Raw genomic sequence first — 17,723 nt, forward strand, 5'->3', positions numbered from 1 at the left:
CTTATCGCTATTGAAACTATCAACCGTTAATAACGCAGCTATCGACGTCTATTTGTCATCAAAACTTGACGCAAGTTTTATCAGCAAATAAAACCGCTTAGTCAAACGCTCGCATTAAACATATGGACAACCAAGTTAGCAAAGGCGTGTGCGTATTGAAAGGAGTAATAGATTTCAAAAAGTGTTGAAGCATAAAATATGTTCAGGGGAAGTTAAAGAGGAAGAATTGACGTCCATGTCTGAGTGGCGTTTGTTCGCAAATCAACCACATTTCATCTAAAACTGGTATTCGCCCGCCTTAGTGCGCAGTATCTGGGATTGGTTGTCTAGACTAATGGATGTCGATTCAATCTGTTCGATAATCTGTGATACTTCACGGGAATTATCGCGGATCACCATCATGCTCGAAGCGATTTCTTTAGAAACCAAAGATTGTTCTTCGGTTGAAGCGGCAACCTGAGTATTGATCCCATGAATCGCTTCCGTACTATGGCGAATATCCTCAAATACTGCCACGATACGTTGCAGTTCTACCCCTGCCTTTTGCATTAGCGTCGCCGCTTGAGTCACAGATGTACCCACTTGATTCGTACGGCTTTGAAGGCTTGCGACAATATCATCGATTTCCTTGGTGGAATCTTGAGTGCGCTGGGCTAATGATCGAACCTCATCAGCTACCACAGCGAAGCCTCGTCCTTGCTCACCGGCCCGTGCGGCTTCAATCGCGGCATTCAGTGCCAGCAAATTCGTCTGCTCAGCAATCGCCTTAATCACACTCAACACATTGCTGACTTGGGTACTTTCGTTCACTAGGTGTGACATAGAGTCCTGAGTATTCCTAAACTCAGTTTCTAATACCGACATGGCTTTCAACGCTTCCGATACTGTCTGTTTACCTACAGTGACATGCGTTTCATTTTCGGCGGCGCGGCTTTCAGCATTCGAAGTGCTCTCACTCACATGCACTAAGGTCGTGGTCATTTCTTCCATCGCACTGGCGCTGGCATCCAGTTCTCTCGCCACCCGATTTGAGCTTTCACGCGAAATTTGAATTGATGCTTTAGTTTGCTTAGCTAAATCAGCCACCTCTTTTGCAATGCCATCCGTCGTCGATAATGAACTGGCAAGGGAAGAGATAAACAAGTTGATTTGATTAACGATTTCGCCAATTTCCCCCTGAGTCGTAACAGAGATCCGTCGCGCAAGATTTTTAGAACGCTGAATATCGAGCAATTCAACACAAGTCTGCACTAAGGGAGTCACAATCCTGCTCTTAACGATAATAAATCCGCCAACGGCGGCTAAAATCACGATAAATAACACCAGTTGGGACCAGTTTAATGCCGCATGCAGGGAGTCGAGTCGGTTATTCACATCACCATCGGTACGTTTATCCAATGCTGTAAAAAACTCATCAATCGGCTGCATGATCTTAGCTTTTTCTCTGTGGTATTGGTCGCTATGTAATAACTCCCTCGCCATGGTTAAGTTAGGCTCACCTTTGATCGTGTAGGTTTGGGTGTTGGGGTCCATAAAAATACCTTTAACGGCATTCATGGCTTTCACTTCGAGGGCGACTAACGCATCTGAGTTTTGCTGAGCTTGTTCAAGGTAACGGAATTCTTCATCAGAAAAACCGAGGGACTTCATTTGCGTGTTTATCGCAATGCTAGCACCGTCGGGTTTTGGCTTATCGCCATAGCTCAGCACCAAATCCCAGTAAATCTGGTGATATTTTTCAGGTCTAGACTTCTCACCATTACGGATAGCCAAAATATCCATATACATTTTTTCGTATTTTTCATCACCCGTAACAGCGTAAGTTCGAGCGAGACGCGTTAGGTCATCGGAACTTTGTCTTAACTCATCGGCAACTTGATAGGACTGATATCGCACGCTAGCCGCATCATTAAAGAGATCGATTTTAGACTTAACATTGAAGCTCAATACCGCAGAAATCACGGCACTCGCGACTATGGTCGAAAAGACCACGCTCATCATTGTTTTTGTTTTCATACTTACCCCAGTAGACGGAAGAACTGCTTTAAGTCTAGAAGGAAAAACAGAAAACATAAAAAAGGTTGGTTTATTAGTTGAAATAATCATTTGATTTGCGAGTGATTATCGCTCACAAATCAAGCAATGCTGAATGGCGTCTCAATTACAGTAAAAGTTGGTCCGCGACAAAGGGGTTATGCTCGCGCTCTTCACCAAAAGTCGACATAGGACCATGCCCAGGAATGAATTCAACCTCGGCACCTAAGGGCCACAGTTTTTCGGTGATCGAGTGAATTAAATCCTGATGATTTGATTGGGGGAAATCGGTGCGGCCGATAGAACTTCGAAACAAAATATCCCCCACCCACGCCAACTTAGATTGGGCAGAGAAAAGTGCAATGTGTCCCGGCGTATGCCCAGGGCAATGCAGCACAGATAAACTTTGCTCGCCCACTTTAACAATATCGCCATCCTGCAGATATTGATCCGGTTCAAAGGCATCGCAATGGGGAAAACCAAAATTTTGGCTTTGCTTAGGTAAGTTATCAATCCAGAATTTATCGGCAATATGCGGGCCAATAATCGGCACATTGGCGGCTTTCGCTAAGGCTTTTGCACCACCGACATGATCGATATGCCCATGGGTAAGGAGGATTTTTTCGAGGACGAGTCCAAGTTTCGCCACTTCGTTTTGGATCCTGTCAATATTCCCGCCGGGATCCACAACCGCAGCACGCTTGGTTTTTTCACACCAGATCAAGCTGCAATTTTGCTGAAAAGGTGTCACTGGAATAATCTGATACTTCATAGCTTCAATCTCGTGTTATCCATAAGCGATAGATTACGCTAAGAAACTCATCATGGCTCAAATTTGTATCCAAAAAATTGATCTTCACCAAAAGCTAATCAAATAATCCTAACTTACGACATAAACTATTTTGTCTATACCCAAGTTAGCTGAAGATACGCGTTTCAGGTAGCCTAGGTTACTGCATCTTCAGCTTATTTGGGTATACAATCTGCCAATCACAATAACATGATCCTCTGCCATTAAGGTTGTTTGATGAAACCCGATATTATTCTCGCCGGAGTGCTGGCGAAGAAACACACTTTTACCTTGCCCCTCAACTATCAAAATCCAATTGCAGAGCAAATCCAAGTGTTTGCCAGAGAACTCTGTAGCCCAGAAAACAAAGATAAAAAACTACCTTATATCGTATTTTTTCAAGGCGGCCCTGGATTTGCGGCCATGCGTCCCGCCAGCAACAGCGGCTGGATCCGCCGCGCATTAAAAGAATATCGAGTGTTATTACTCGATCAACGTGGTACAGGCTTATCAACACCGATTAATTACCAAAGCCTGCAACACTTAGATCCCGCAGCTCAAGCGGATTATCTGAGCCATTTCAGGGCTGACAATATTATTCGTGATGCCGAAACGATTCGTGCCCAGCTTTGTCCCGCCGATAAGTGGGCGATTCTCGGCCAAAGTTTCGGGGGATTTTGCGTGTTACATTATTTAAGCGCCGCCCCTCAAGGCGTCAGCGAAGCCTATATCACGGGTGGCATACCATCATTAACCCGTAGCAGCGACGACGTCTATCTTGCGACTTATCAACGCGTACTGGCGAAGAATAAACAATTTTTCCAACGCTTCCACGATGCTCAACATCTCGTCACTCGCTTAGCGAAACATTTGCTTGAAAATGAAGTGTATTTGGCAACGGGTGAACGCCTCACGGTTGAAATGTTGCAACTGCTAGGTATTAATATTGGAATGGAGCAAGGGCCTGAATCGGTTTATTATTTGCTTGAACAAGCCTTGATCAACACGGCTTCAGGGGCAGTAGTCAATCCGTTATTTTTAAATCATTTCGGTCAAATGCTCGATTACAACACTAACCCAATTTTTGCCCTGTTGCATGAGGCCATTTACTGCCAACACTCAGCTTCACAATGGTCTGCACACAGGGTTAGACAGCAATTCCCCGCCTTTAACTATCAACAAGGTAAACCGTTTTTATTCACAGGTGAGATGATATACCCATGGATGTTTGACCAGTTTAGTCACTTAGTGCCGCTTAAAGCCGCGGCAGAAATCCTTGCCCATAAATCAGATTGGCCAACACTTTACAATCTAGAGCAACTGGCACAAAACCGAGTCCCTGTTGCAGCGGCCATTTACAGTGAAGATATGTTTGTAGAGATGCAATACAGTTTAGAAACCACAAAACAAGTTGGCAGGCTAAAGTATTGGTTAACATCAGAATATGAGCACAACGGCATCCGCATGGATGGAGAACGCATACTGGATAAGCTCATCAGCTTAAACCGAGGCGACACCTTAAGATAAATGTGAGCTTTAAGGGCTAATTAAGTTAATGCTGAGATTATATGCCTGCTCCTCATCAGTTGAGTGATTTTGGCAAGCTTTAACGACCCATTTCCGTATGAGTAAACCGTTTTGGTTTACTCTTTTTTTTGCCCAAATTCAGTGCTATGAAAGCGTTATAGCTTAAGGTCGAATATCCCCTACAACAGAATCACAACGCACTCGTGATGATTAAACCTCTGTAGCCATTTTGCGTGTTCGACTCCTTGCGCCAGCACTAGCCACTGACTTCTTCACACTGCTTTTAGCTGTACTTGCAGTGCCTGCCCGTTTTGCCGAGCTCGAGGCTTTGCGGTAAAGCGACTTACGATAACCGGATTTATTACTTGCCGTTTTACGATAACCTTGGCCTTGTAAACCATTAAGCGCGGTTGGCAGTTGTGCGCCTGCATTCTGGATAAGCGTGGATAAGGTGCCGAGCAGTGGCTGCATAAAGGCTTGATAAGAGGTTTCTTTATGGCAAATGCCATTCAGACTCGCTTCCCAAAGCGCTGTCATATCCGGCGTAGTCGCACTCGCGGGCAAGCTGTTAATCAATCCTTTCCCCACGTCTGTCGAGACAATAGATTTACCTAAGCGTTGTAAAAAACCGCGTTTGAACAGCAATTCGATAATACCTGCACGGGTAGCCTCTGTACCTAATCCGTCGGTTTCTTTAAGAATTTTACGGATCTCAGGATCGGTCACATAACGGCTAATACCCGTCATAGCACCGAGTAAAGTGGCATCGGTAAAGGCCTTTGGTGGTTGAGTATTTTTCTCCAACAATTCGCCTCGAGTACAATGCAAAGCCTGTCCCAATTTCAAAGGCGGTAATTGGCCGATAAACTCGTCATTCTCCTCATCGTCCTTACCTGTGCTTTCTTCCGTCGACTTGTTGCCACTCGCCTTACTGCCATTTGGCTCTTGGCGGGCAAAGAGTTGCTTCCAGCCGAGGGATTTATCCTGACGCGCCTTAGTATTAAATAAGCCACCCTCGATTGTCACTTGCACTGTGGTTTCACTGTAACAATAAGCCGGATAAAACTGTGCTATGTACTGGCGAGCAACATGAAGATATAACTGCCTCTCACGCTGACTCAAGCTAGATAAGTTAGCCGTCTTCTCTGTGGGGACGATTGCGTGATGGGCGTCCACTTTTTTATCATCCCATGCTTTAGATTTAAGACGGGGATCGGGTGCATCAGCACCTTGCAATAACTCAGCAGCGCCGTCACTTATCGCCTTAAGAACCGAAGGCGCAAGGTTATGTTGCTCAACGGGTAAATAACGACTATCGGAGCGTGGGTAAGTAATGAGTTTATGGCGTTCATACAAACTTTGGCAGGTATCGAGCACATCCTTAGCACTCATACCAAACCGTTTAGCCGCATCAATCTGTAACGCGGATAAGCTGTAGGGCAATGGTGGATTCTGTTTCTTGTCCTTAGCCACTAATTGAGTGACTAAGGCTGGTTTATCACTGATGCGACTCACCACATTTTGCGCTAGCCCTCTCGTTAACACTCGTCCTTCTTCATCCATATAAGGCTGACAAGCTTCGCTAGGTTGCCACTTGGCGCTGAAGGTTTCTTGCTTCTCGGTCGCCAAATGCGCCAGTACTTCATAAAAAGGTTTAGATTGAAAGTGAGCAATCTCTTCATCACGGCGCACCACTAGCCCAAGCAATGGCGTTTGTACTCGGCCGACGGATAACACGCCTTGATAACCGACCTTTTTACCTTGGATGGTGTACGCACGCGTCATATTCATGCCATAGAGCCAATCGGCACGACTGCGAGCTAAGGCCGATGTGGATAAAGGAATAAACTCGCGATTGCTGCGTAGCTGCGTTAGAGCCCGTTTTACAGCTTGTGGGTTTAAGTCACTGATCAGTAAACGCTGGGTTTGATGTAGCTTGTCCCCCGTCACGCCAAGATAGGCAATCACTTCATCCACGAGTAACTGCCCTTCGCGGTCGGGATCGCCCGCGTTAACCAGCGTGTTAGCTTGTTTGACTAATCGTTTTAGCACTGTGAGTTGGCTGCGGGTCGCAGCCTTAGGTTTTAGTTGCCACTTGTCTGGCACTATTGGCAAATGCTCGAATTTCCAAGACTTAAATTCGGGATTATAGGCATCAGGTTCTGCTTGCTCGAGCAAGTGACCAACGCACCAAGACACACAATCGCCATTGGCGGCTTCGATAAATCCATCGCCTTTTTTATGGGGTTTAGGCAATACATCGGCAATGGCCCGCCCTAGGCTAGGTTTTTCTGCGATATAGAGAATCATACAAACACCAAGCACTGGATATAATTACAGTACAATTTAGCCCAAACGCCAGTTGAGTGCAAATTTCTGTAGTAAACCGAGCTTAAATGTAAAAGCTTAAGTGTAAATTCAATTGCGAATGATTCTCAACAAGGCATAAGATACACTAAATAACTAAGGAGTGACTATGAGACAGTTTGCAATAAATGCGCGACAGGCTATGACAATAACTCCAGTATTAATATTAAGATTCAATCAGTTATTGATATTCCATAGCTTAATGTTACTCGCAATAAGCATGCTCACCAGTACCTGGCTGGGACAAATGAAAATCATCGATATGCCGTTAGCATGGGGATTCATTCTCGTCATTCCTATTGCTGTGAGTTTATCTCTATTACTCAGCCATCAAATCACGCGCCATAGCTTAAGCAGTTTATTCGGCGTGTGGATGCTACTTTGGGTAATGGGATAACTGACATTCATAATAAATCACTACCGTATTTCGAGTTAACTCGCCCCTCCGCTCTATTTATCCATGCTAAAACTCAATTTCAAAACACATTGGTTTCAAATATTTAACACTTTAACTATGAAGCTCCCTAAAAAATAGTTATGTTGAGTATCTTGGATATTTACAAAAAATGTCTTAATCAAAAGTGAATGTCCTAACTCAACATCTGTTGAATAACCGTAAACCTAAAAACTCTGCTAAAACAACACAATAAAGGAATCGGAGTCTATGAATGAGATTGTCAACGCGATCAATAGTGTAATTTGGAGCCCTGCACTTATTTTTCTTTGCCTAGGTGTCGGGCTCTATTTCTCCCTTCGCACTCGATTTTTACAGCTGCGCCATCTGCCAGAAATGATCCGCCTGATGTTTGATGGTAAGAGTACTGATGCGGGAGTGTCGTCTTTTCAAGCACTCGCAATGACATTAGCGGGCCGAGTCGGTACAGGTAACATTGCAGGGGTTGCCACAGCAATCACCTTTGGTGGTCCTGGCGCTTTATTTTGGATGTGGATGGTTGCCTTTCTCGGCGCCAGCTCCGCCTTCGTTGAATCTACCTTAGGTCAAGTCTATAAAGAAAAAATCAATGGTGAGTATCGCGGTGGACCTGCTTTTTATATTGAAAAAGGCTTAGGCATGAAATGGTATGCATGGGTATTTGCAATTGCGACCATATTTGCTTGCGGGATCCTGCTGCCGGGCGTACAAGCTAACTCGATTGGTTCAAGTTTAAAAACCGCTTTCAACATAGATCCTAATGTGACTGCAGCCATACTGGCTATGCTTCTTGGCTTTATCATTTTTGGCGGTGTAAAACGTATCGCTCACTTTGCCAGTGCCGTCGTCCCCTTTATGGCACTGGGTTACATCATAGTGGCTTGTGTCATCATAGCGCTAAATATTGGCCAGCTACCGGGTATTTTATGGTTAATTATCAAAAGTGCCTTTGGCTTTGATGCGGGTTTTGGTGCCATTTTAGGCTTAGCCATCATGTGGGGGGTAAAGCGGGGTATTTACTCCAACGAAGCGGGTCAAGGTACAGCGCCACATGCCTCATCTGCAGCGGCGGTAAGCCATCCAGCCAAACAAGGGTTAGTTCAAGCTTTTTCTGTGTATATCGACACCTTATTCGTTTGCTCTGCAACAGGTTTCATGCTGCTCATTACGGGACTGTATAATGTTCAGGGCCCAGACGGTGCGGCGCTCTATACCGGCATTGCCGGAGTCGCTGCAGGACCAGGCTACGTACAAACGGCAATGGAAAGTATGATGCCAGGATTTGGCAATATCTTTGTGGCTATCGCACTGTTCTTCTTCGCCTTTACGACCATAGTGGCTTATTACTACATTGCCGAGACCAACATTGCCTATATTAACCGTAAAGTAAATCACCCTTGGTTCATGGTCGTTCTCAAAGTCGTGATCATTGGCTCAACCGTATACGGCACAGTTAAAACGGCTGATATGGCTTGGGGAATGGGTGACATTGGTGTCGGACTCATGGCATGGCTCAATATTATTGCTATTATTCTATTAAGGAAAACCGCATTCACTTGCCTTAAAGATTATGAATCACAACAAGCACTCGGCATAGAGCCACTTTTTGACCCGGTAAAACTGGGGATTAAAAATGCGGATTACTGGGTTGAACGCAAACACGCTGAAGAAAATGTAATGACTGAAACAGCGCAACGTATAAATACGTAGACGTTACCACTATGCTCCGTTAAGCAAATATAAGCCATTAAAAAGCCAGTGATTTCTCACTGGCTTTTTTGTATAGTTTAGAACAAAAAGGCCACAAACTTTACGATACTAAATTACCCACAATCCTTATGGGTGACAGACGTTATGCAGCTCTAAGTTAGTGCCGATATCTTTATTTCGATCGGCTTTAGCATCGTCATTTCGCAGTTGCGTCAAGTGATCTAAATACGCTTGGTCAACGTCGTTCGTGATGTAGTGACCATCAAATACGGACGTTTCGAAACGTTTAATCGCAGGATTCTCCATTCTTACCGCTTCAATTAAATCGGGTAAGTCTTGGAAAATAATGCCATCAGCACCAATTAACTTGGCGATTTCATCGGCATCACGACCGTGTGCAATAAGCTCATTCGACGTTGGCATATCAATACCGTACACGTTCGGGAAACGAATTTCTGGTGCGGCAGAGGCAAAGTACACTTTCTTAGCACCTGCTTCACGGGCCATTTCGATGATTTGCTCAGAGGTCGTACCGCGAACGATAGAGTCATCCACCAACAGGACATTTTTGCCTTTGAATTCAGTGTTAATCGCATTCAACTTGCGACGCACTGACTTCTTGCGCTCCTGTTGACCAGGCATGATGAAGGTACGGCCAATATAACGGTTTTTCACAAAACCTTGGCGGTACGGTAAGTCCATGCAACGGGCAATTTCCAGCGCGATATCACAAGAGGTTTCAGGAATAGGAATAACCACGTCGATATCGTGATCGTACCATTCCTTCTTAATCTTCTCGCCAAGCTTAGCGCCCATGTTGACGCGACTTGCATATACAGACACTTTGTCGATCGTCGAATCTGGACGGGCAAAATAAACAAATTCGAAGATACAAGGTGCATAGCTAGGCTCGGCTGCACATTGACGGGTATACAGCTGGCCGTCAATTGAAACATAAATCGCTTCACCCGGTGCCACATCACGCATCACTTCAAAGCCAACGGCATCAAGTGCCACGCTTTCAGAAGCCACCATGTATTCAGTGCCAGTGGCGGTTTCGTGCTTACCTAATACTAAAGGACGAATACCAAATGGGTCACGGAATGCAACTAAGCCTTGACCAATAATCATGGCAACAACCGCGTAGGCGCCACGAGCTTGTTGGTGTACGTTAGCGACCGCATCGAACACTTCTTCCGACGTCAGGGTCAAACTCGTGGTTTTTTGCAGTTCGTCGGCCAATAGGTTTAACAAGACTTCAGAATCCGAAGTGGTGTTCACATGACGACGTTTTTTGATCAGCCCTTCGGCTAATTCGACTGTGTTGGTTAAGTTACCGTTATGGGCTAATGAGATCCCAAATGGCGAGTTAACATAGAAAGGCTGCGCTTCAGATGCGCTTGAACTGCCCGCAGTTGGATAACGCACATGGCCAATACCCGCATTACCTTGTAGGCGTTGCATATGTTTGACTTCAAAAACGTCTTTAACCAAACCATTGGCTTTACGTAGTCTGAAAGCACCACGATCAATGGTCACAATACCTGCCGCATCCTGACCTCTGTGCTGCAACACTGTCAGTGCATCATAAATGGTCTGATTAACCGATGATTGGCCAACTATTCCGACGATACCACACATGGGTAAGCTTCCTCATTGTAAGATGTTCTATCACTTAGGATTATTTTATTTTCTTTCTTATAGTTTGGGTACAAAGCTGGAGGTGTTTTCCAAATAGTCAAAAAACCATTGGATAACAACGCCAAATTCGGGCACTAGCACAGAATCTTTCCACCATTGGGAGTTGGGAGAGCCTGTAAAAGCATCCATGAAAAACAACAAGGCGCTCACAATAAGCGCGCCTCGAATAGCACCGAAGCACAAGCCCAAAAGCCTGTCAGTGCCAGATAATCCGGTTTTGACAACAAGTTGTCCGAGAATATAGTTAACTAAGGCACCGAGTACCAAAGTGGTAATAAAGAGGATGGCAATAGAAACGCCATTACGCAGCATCTCATCGTTCATTTGTGTTAAGTGAACGGCAAGATCTTGGTAAAATTGGCTGGCAACAAAGAAAGCCGCAAACCATACCACTAAGGACATGGCTTCTTTGGCAAATCCACGGATCAGACTGATGAGAGTCGATAATCCGATGACGAATATGATAGCGTAATCAATCCAAACCATTGAGATGGCTTTCCGACATGGGCTTTAAGACGGCGCGATTCTACCAGAGACTGAAACGATTCTCACCCCTAGAGAGGTAAATAAATCATTTTCAGTCGCTGATCTTATATCACCATTAAGATTCTAAGGGATTAAAAGGAACAATCCAGCCCTTAAGACGCGTAAGGTTTTCCACCTCAACTTGTATTTTCTTAAGCTTTGCCTCTGACACATCTGGTCCGACAAACACTTTAGTTAATACGCCATCTTTAGGGTTTTCAGGAATAGTGTACGCTTTAAAACCACTCTTACGCAGCTGTGCAACCAAAGCTTTAACATTCGTTGCGTTGTTAAAACTGCCAAGCTGCAAGGTAAAGCCACTTTTCAAGCTGTCACGGCTGACCACTTTAACGGCATCCTCTTTGGCAGCACTGGCTTTAGGCGTTTCTGCTTTCGGCTTTTCAGCCTTAGCCACAGTGGTCGCTTTAGCGTCCGCTTTTTTAGCCGGCTCAGTTTTTACAGTGGCTTTAGGCGGCTCTTTTTTAGCTTCAGGTTTCGTTTCAGGCTTAGGTTCTGCTTTTTTAACATCAGGCTTAACGTCTTTCTTAACATCTTGCTTTGCGACTTCGATTACTGGCGCAACGGCAGACTTTTCATTGTCAGCATTAACTGGCATTTCGGCTAAGGCGACCTCAGTCCCATTCAGCGCGGCAGCATCCTCGGCCGACAAGACTTCAAACATATCATCGTCGGCTTTTTGCTGCTCAATCACGGTCGGGCGCAAAGGAATTTCGGAAAACTGCTCTTCTTGGCGATCTTTTTTGCCATCCAAAATATCCGGCAAAAAAATTACCCCAAGCGCAACCAGCACTACAGTGCCGACTAAACGATTATGAAACTGGCTAGACAAAACTGACTTCCTGCATAAATTGAGACTTAAAACCTGCCACAGTGTAAAAGGAGCCAAACACAATTACCACATCATCTGGGTTAATTTGCGCTTTTAATGCAGACCAAGCCTCAGATATGTCCTCAAACTCAAATGCAACAGCCTCAGTGGCTAATGTTTTGCGTAGCATGGCCGAACTCGCGCCACGCTCACCGTGCAGACTGACCAAATACCAAGTGTCGATCAGTGGATTGATCACAGGCAACACACCTGCGATATCTTTATCCTTCAACATGCCGCAAAGGGCGAACACGCGCTTACCCACAACGATTGGCGCTAACTGTTGTACCAAAAACCGCGCCGCATGGGGATTATGGGCAACATCGAGTAACACTAACGGCTGCTCACTCACCCGCTCTAATCGACCCGTTAACCGAGCAGTGCTAATACCCTCAGCAATAATTGAAGGCGTGATATCCGGCCAGCCCTGTTCAATCACTGCCAATACAGTCACCGCATTAGGTAATGGCAAAGTTGGTAACGCTAAATCGTGCAGTTTGAGCACTTGACCTTGAAAATCCCACAGATTGCCATGGACTTGATAACTGAATTCGTTACCGACGCGATACAAGATGGCGCCAACCTCATTGGCGACATCATTGACAGTGTGTGGCAAGTTGGGTTCACCCACAATGGCAGGTTTACCACTGCGGAAAATGCCCGCCTTTTCACGGCCCACAAGCTCACGGGTATTACCGAGATAACTTTCATGGTCTAAATCGACCGACGTCAGTACGCTAATGTCGGCATCGATAATATTGGTAGCATCTAACCGTCCACCTAAACCGACTTCTAAGATAACCACATCAAGCTGAGCGGTTTTAAAGAGTATCAAGCCTGCGAGCGTAGCGTACTCAAAAAAGGTCAGAGAAATATCACCGCGCGCGGCTTCAATTTGCTCAAATGCCGTAACAAAATCGCTATCACTGACATCGCTACCATTGATACGCACTCGCTCGTTGTACTTCAGCATGTGTGGCGAACTGTATACGCCCACCGTCAAACCCGATAGGCGCAGAATATTTTCGAGCATGGCGCAGGTGGTGCCTTTGCCGTTCGTCCCCGCCACTGTCACTATTTTGGTTGGACCTAAATCCAAAAGACCAAGGGTTTGCGCGACCTTAGAGACACGGGTTAACCCCATATCGATTTCGGTTGGATGTATAGATAGCAAATAATCCAACCACTGTTCCAATGCTGCATTTGACGCTGGTACTGTAAGCATGTCCGTATATCCTCGTATTCGATTATCTCTCAAATAAGATCTTTTCAATCCAACATGAATAATGGCCCAAGGGCGAGCTTAGGTAATTGATATTGTTCTGGATAAGTCACATCAACTAAATAGAGTCCATGGGGTTTAGCCGTTGCTGCGGCTTGGTTTCTGTCTTTTAACGCGAGCAAATCGCCCATCCAAGTCAGTGGCTGATTACCTAGACCGATTTCTAACAATGAACCGACAATATTGCGCACCATGTGATGCAAGAAAGCATTCGCAGCGATATCAACAATCACATACATACCTTGGCGCGTGACATTAACGCAATGCACATTACGAAACGGTGTTTTCGACTGACACTGGACAGCGCGAAAGCTGGTAAAATCCTGCTCACCCAAGAGTGCCTGTGCCGCTTGGTGCATTTTGTCAGCATCGATATTGCCGTGATAATGGCTTACACCATGGCGTAAAATCCCAGGGCGAAAAGTGTGATTATAAATCACATAGCGGTAGCGTCTGGCGGTCGCCGAAAAGCGCGCATGGAAACTGTCGTCGACTTCTTTGACCCAACGTACGGCAATATTGTCGGGCAAATTAGCATTCACCCCTAAGGTCCATGCGCCTTCATTACGAATGGCATTGGTTTCAAAATGAACCACTTGGCCAGTGGCATGCACGCCCGCATCGGTACGGCCAGCGCAGAAGACGCCGATAGGCTCATTAGCCACTATCGATAACGCTCGTTCTAATTGCCCTTGTACTGAATCGACTTCGGCCTGACGTTGCCAGCCAAAATAACCATTACCGTCATATTCAATACCTAATGCAATCCGCATCCACTTATCCTCACAATTGATTTAGCGGCGCATTTTATCACAGCAGCCCATAAAAAAAACGGCGCTGAAGGCGCCGTTAGATTGAAACACTCTCAACCGGGATTAACTAATCTCTTTGAGCAAACGTCCAGCTTCATCCTGCTGGCGCTCGTTACCGTCAATTTGCACTTCTTTGAGCAGGGCTTTCGCACTGTCGCTGTCGTCAATTTCGATATAAGCACGCGCTAAATCCAGCTTAGCGTTGACTGAGTTTTCTTCATCATCAACATCGATCATCGCGGCATCACCGATTAAGGCACCGACATCACTCATCTCAACGTCAACTTCCGAATACAAATCGGTATCTGCGCCCTCTTCATCGGCATCATTCAGCAACTTGTCGATGTCGATAAAACCGTTTTCATTTTGAAAACTGGTTAAATCATGGTCAGGAACAAACTTTTTCTGCGCTTTTCGCGACTCCTGGGCATCGAGTGCAGCCAAGGCTTCATCGACGGTAAGATTATGATCATCGACGAGTGAGAAACTGTCTTCCGACGTCAACACATCTTCATCGTCATAATCTGTATTGGCTGTAAAAGCGGCGAGCACGTTATCGTCACTTAAGTCTAGCCCTTGCTCAAGGTCCAAATCATCCGCGTCTTCTTTGATATCAAGTTTAAAATCTTCACTAAAATCAATATCGTTACGCGTAGCATTAATGGGCTTCTCTTGAGATGCATAATCGAGCGCTGTGGCATCTTTGTTAGGCTCAACATCATTAGCCGTTACATCTGCTTGCGTTGCCGCAGGCTTAGCCTTAGGCGCAAAATCTAGCTCTGAGTCCCAATCGAGCACATGGGGATCTTTGCTCTTATTGGCTTTTAAATCATTAAAGAAAGAAGATTCTTTTTCTTTAACACTGGCCGCGGCTGCAGCAGCGGCCAAAGTGACTGCGGCCGTTGCTAATACATCAGCGTCGTTATCGTCACTCAGTTCCTCGACTAATGCAAAAGTATCATCGGTGCCGTCGATAGAGTGAGCCGCACCAATGCCTTTAAGTAAATTATCTTCGTCAACTGAATTGTCTTCTGAATCGAGTTGCGCCGTTTCCATATCGAAGTCGAATTCATCTTCATCGGCATCCAATTGCTTCGGCACATCAAACTCAGCTAAGAGTGCATCTAAATCATCATCACCTGACGCTTCACCTTTTATGTCTTCCGGTAACGAAGCTTCTAATTCTGCGGCGATTTCTGCACTGATATCATCATCTTCGGCATCGACTTTGAGTTCAGGCTCAGCATCAAAACTCGCCAGTAGCGAATCAATATCATCGGATTCTTCTACGCCTAATTCATTAAGCTCATCGTCTAACTCAGCGGCAATTTCAGCACGAATATCGGGCTCGACTTCAGGTTCAGCCGCTGGCGTCGGTTTATCAAAATCCGCTAACAGAGCATCAATATCGTCGGTATCTTCCACACCCAACTCATCAAGCTCAGCGTCTAACTCTGCGGCAATTTCAGCGCCGAGGTCGGGTTCAACTTCAGGTTCTGCTGGTTTATCGAAATCGGCTAACAGGGCATCAATGTCGTCGGTATCTTCTACGCCCAGTTCATTAAGCTCAGCGTCTAGCTCTGCGGCAATTTCAGCGCCGAGATCAGGTTCAACTTCAGGTTCTGCTGGTTTATCGAAATCGGCTAACAGGGCATCGATGTCATCGGTGTCTTCTACACCCAGTTCATTAAGCTCCGCATCTAGTTCAGCAGCAATTTCAGCGCCAAGATCAGGCTCGACTTCAGGTTCAGCGGCTGGCGTTGGTTTATCGAAATCAGCTAATAAGGCATCGATATCATCAACGTCTTCTCCGCTAAGTTCATCATCTAGCTCATCACCGAGTTCTGCCGCGATGGCAGCACTGAGATCTTCATCATCAGACGCAACAACGTCTGGGGCAGGCGCTTGTGCAGTCTCAATATCTTCAGCAGGAACACTAAACTCGGCAAGTAATGCATCAAGATCATCGTCATCCGCGATGGCTTCGTCGGCAGGTTTAGTGTCTGCGACTTCAACATCATTCAGCTTAGAAGTAATATCATTACTGTCATCTTCTTGAGCTAAATCGCTCGCAAAGTTACGCTCTAATTCACTTAAATCCTCTTCGGCTTCGGTGCTGTCTTCAGAAGTGCTGTCGTCAGAACCTAGGCCCGCTAATAGTGCATCAAGATCAGCTTCCTCAAGAATATTGCCAGATTTAGGTTTCTCCTCAACAATATCCTCTTCCTGATCGCCCATCGCTTCTGCCCACAGATCATCAAGAGATTGCCCTTCGTCTTCAACCTCAGGCTCGGCAGAGATCCCCGGATCGACAAACATTTCAGAAGCCATATCCATCTGATCGTGGGAGTCAGTCAAATCTTGCTCAGGTTGTAAATCGACACTGCCCATATCAAGAAGACTATCGATGGAGTCCGCATGGTCAGAATCTAAATGTACCGCCATATCGTCTAAATCGTCATCATCCATGTCCATGATGGCGGTACCCGCGATCCCAGCGGCACCGGCGGCCATAACCGCTTCTTGTGTCTGCATTTCACGACGTTCTTTATTGCGTTTACGGCGCAGGAACCAGAACACAGCAAGCAGTAAGAACAAGGCAGGAATCACAGCCGCGGCAATCAATAACACAGGACTGTTAAGGATATTGCGCCACAAGTCATCGGGCTCAATAGGTGCCTCTGCCTCTACTTCAGCTTCAACAGCTGTCGTCTCTGGTACTTGCGCAGCTTCAACCTCAGCTTTCAAGGCTTGGTTTTGTAGTTTACTGGCTTGAAGCGTTTCTTCCAGCACAGCAATCCGTTGATTTAATTCTTCAACTTTAACTTTTAGCGCTTCAACATCTGAAGTGCGCACTGAGAGTTGATCTTGCGTGCGGGCTAATTCATCGGTTAATGACAGATTTTTGCTTTCTGCCGCTTCTAACCGCGCCGTCACATCTGAACTCAGCATCTTGGGCTTTTCTGGAACAGGTGTTTCAGCAACCGCTTTAGGTGGTGTCACTTTCGTTTCAACAATCACCGCAGGAGCCGTGACTGGCGCTTTAGCTGTCGTCACCTTAGCTGGCGGTTTAGACGTTGCTTTCGCCGGAGCCCGAGATTGTCTATCACTTTGCTCTGCTCTGGCTATCGCCATACGATTGGGGATCGACAGCATGACTTCTTTAGACGGAATGAGCAGGATCATACCGCGTTCTAAACTGTTATAACTGGCAGAGTTAAACGCATGAGGGTTAGCATCGTATAAGGCGGCCATCACCTGATAGACGCTTACACTGGCATCAGGACGGACTTTTTGCGCTATGCTCCAAAAAGTATCTTTCGATGTCGTTGGACCATATTGATGGTTAACTTGACGGATCTGTCCGTCTGGCCCCATGATTTTTAAGGGTTTTAATCTTGGTGTATCTGCAGCAACGGCGGGATCAATAAAATAAGCGGTAGAAGAAACAGCTAAAACAGTGGCCATTAGACCCACAAGATACGAAGTGCGAAATTTCATCAATCCTTCCCTTTGAAGCGCTATAAAGTTATCTCACTGATAACAGGCTTTAGGCAATTGTATTTATTGAGATTACTATAAACCAGAAATCCCCGCCCTGCTACTGTTCACAATTGTAAAACAAAAAAAGCCTGCTGACAGCAGGCTTTTCA

Annotated in this window: 12 protein-coding genes; 3 read left to right on the forward strand and 9 right to left on the reverse strand. The window is 45.7% G+C overall.

What is annotated here, in order from left to right; all coding sequences use genetic code 11:
* Positions 1-276 precede the first annotated feature (276 nt).
* Both L5M38_RS00165 and L5M38_RS00170 read right to left on the reverse strand, forming a co-directional pair.
* Positions 277-2,016: a methyl-accepting chemotaxis protein gene (locus tag L5M38_RS00165; RefSeq protein ID WP_028761018.1), complete on the reverse strand. Its 1,740-nt coding sequence runs from the start codon at positions 2,014-2,016 to the stop codon at positions 277-279.
* A 145-nt stretch (positions 2,017-2,161) separates the two neighbouring features.
* On the reverse strand, positions 2,162-2,806 hold the full coding sequence (locus L5M38_RS00170) for an MBL fold metallo-hydrolase (protein WP_131523516.1): 645 nt from the start codon (positions 2,804-2,806) through the stop codon (positions 2,162-2,164).
* 255 nt (positions 2,807-3,061) lie between these two features.
* On the opposite strand from L5M38_RS00170, the gene L5M38_RS00175 reads away from it, so the two are divergent.
* Positions 3,062-4,351, forward strand: a complete 1,290-nt coding sequence (locus tag L5M38_RS00175; protein WP_263173827.1) for an alpha/beta hydrolase — start codon at positions 3,062-3,064, stop codon at positions 4,349-4,351.
* 210 nt (positions 4,352-4,561) lie between these two features.
* On the opposite strand, the gene L5M38_RS00180 is transcribed toward L5M38_RS00175, so the two are convergent.
* Positions 4,562-6,661 carry a DNA topoisomerase III gene (locus L5M38_RS00180; RefSeq protein WP_263177948.1) on the reverse strand — a complete coding sequence of 700 codons (2,100 nt, stop codon included), beginning with the start codon at positions 6,659-6,661 and terminating at the stop codon, positions 4,562-4,564.
* A gap of 166 nt (positions 6,662-6,827) precedes the next feature.
* On the opposite strand from L5M38_RS00180, the gene L5M38_RS00185 reads away from it, so the two are divergent.
* Both L5M38_RS00185 and L5M38_RS00190 read left to right on the forward strand, forming a co-directional pair.
* Positions 6,828-7,115 carry a hypothetical protein gene (locus L5M38_RS00185; RefSeq protein WP_263146234.1) on the forward strand — a complete coding sequence of 96 codons (288 nt, stop codon included), beginning with the start codon at positions 6,828-6,830 and terminating at the stop codon, positions 7,113-7,115.
* 267 nt (positions 7,116-7,382) lie between these two features.
* On the forward strand, positions 7,383-8,861 hold the full coding sequence (locus L5M38_RS00190) for an alanine/glycine:cation symporter family protein (protein ID WP_105252099.1): 1,479 nt from the start codon (positions 7,383-7,385) through the stop codon (positions 8,859-8,861).
* Positions 8,862-8,987: 126 nt separating this feature from the next.
* On the opposite strand, the gene purF is transcribed toward L5M38_RS00190, so the two are convergent.
* The 6 genes from purF to L5M38_RS00220 form a co-directional block, all read right to left on the reverse strand.
* The gene (purF, locus tag L5M38_RS00195) at positions 8,988-10,502 is read right to left on the reverse strand and encodes an amidophosphoribosyltransferase (RefSeq protein WP_028761029.1); all 1,515 of its coding nucleotides are present in this window, start codon (positions 10,500-10,502) and stop codon (positions 8,988-8,990) included.
* Between the two features lie 57 nt (positions 10,503-10,559).
* Positions 10,560-11,048, reverse strand: coding sequence for a CvpA family protein (locus tag L5M38_RS00200; RefSeq protein ID WP_028761030.1), 489 nt, complete (start codon positions 11,046-11,048; stop codon positions 10,560-10,562).
* A gap of 115 nt (positions 11,049-11,163) precedes the next feature.
* Complete coding sequence (locus L5M38_RS00205; protein WP_263166733.1) at positions 11,164-11,937, reverse strand: SPOR domain-containing protein; 774 nt, start codon at positions 11,935-11,937, stop codon at positions 11,164-11,166.
* On the reverse strand, positions 11,930-13,201 hold the full coding sequence (gene folC / locus L5M38_RS00210) for a bifunctional tetrahydrofolate synthase/dihydrofolate synthase (RefSeq protein WP_263177949.1): 1,272 nt from the start codon (positions 13,199-13,201) through the stop codon (positions 11,930-11,932). Before folC ends, L5M38_RS00205 begins: the two co-directional genes overlap by 8 nt.
* Positions 13,202-13,245: 44 nt before the next feature.
* Positions 13,246-14,031, reverse strand: coding sequence for a tRNA pseudouridine(38-40) synthase TruA (gene truA, locus L5M38_RS00215; protein ID WP_028761033.1), 786 nt, complete (start codon positions 14,029-14,031; stop codon positions 13,246-13,248).
* A gap of 102 nt (positions 14,032-14,133) precedes the next feature.
* The gene (locus L5M38_RS00220; protein ID WP_263177950.1) at positions 14,134-17,571 is read right to left on the reverse strand and encodes a FimV/HubP family polar landmark protein; all 3,438 of its coding nucleotides are present in this window, start codon (positions 17,569-17,571) and stop codon (positions 14,134-14,136) included.
* Between the last annotated feature and the right edge of the window lie 152 nt (positions 17,572-17,723).

Origin of the sequence: Shewanella sp. SM101, from assembly GCF_025654465.1 — a bacterium.
Classification (GTDB): Bacteria; Pseudomonadota; Gammaproteobacteria; order Enterobacterales; family Shewanellaceae; genus Shewanella; species Shewanella oncorhynchi.

Bases quoted from the DNA above. Each gene is read 5' to 3' on its own strand.
- L5M38_RS00165 (WP_028761018.1), bottom strand. From the start codon at position 2,016: ATGAAAACAAAAACAATGATGAGCGTGGTCTTTTCGACCATAGTCGCG.
- L5M38_RS00170 (WP_131523516.1), bottom strand. From the start codon at position 2,806: ATGAAGTATCAGATTATTCCAGTGACACCTTTTCAGCAAAATTGCAGC.
- L5M38_RS00175 (WP_263173827.1), top strand. From the start codon at position 3,062: ATGAAACCCGATATTATTCTCGCCGGAGTGCTGGCGAAGAAACACACT.
- L5M38_RS00180 (WP_263177948.1), bottom strand. From the start codon at position 6,661: ATGATTCTCTATATCGCAGAAAAACCTAGCCTAGGGCGGGCCATTGCC.
- L5M38_RS00185 (WP_263146234.1), top strand. From the start codon at position 6,828: ATGAGACAGTTTGCAATAAATGCGCGACAGGCTATGACAATAACTCCA.
- L5M38_RS00190 (WP_105252099.1), top strand. From the start codon at position 7,383: ATGAATGAGATTGTCAACGCGATCAATAGTGTAATTTGGAGCCCTGCA.
- purF (WP_028761029.1), bottom strand. From the start codon at position 10,502: ATGTGTGGTATCGTCGGAATAGTTGGCCAATCATCGGTTAATCAGACC.
- L5M38_RS00200 (WP_028761030.1), bottom strand. From the start codon at position 11,048: ATGGTTTGGATTGATTACGCTATCATATTCGTCATCGGATTATCGACT.
- folC (WP_263177949.1), bottom strand. From the start codon at position 13,201: ATGCTTACAGTACCAGCGTCAAATGCAGCATTGGAACAGTGGTTGGAT.
- truA (WP_028761033.1), bottom strand. From the start codon at position 14,031: ATGCGGATTGCATTAGGTATTGAATATGACGGTAATGGTTATTTTGGC.
- L5M38_RS00220 (WP_263177950.1), bottom strand. From the start codon at position 17,571: ATGAAATTTCGCACTTCGTATCTTGTGGGTCTAATGGCCACTGTTTTA.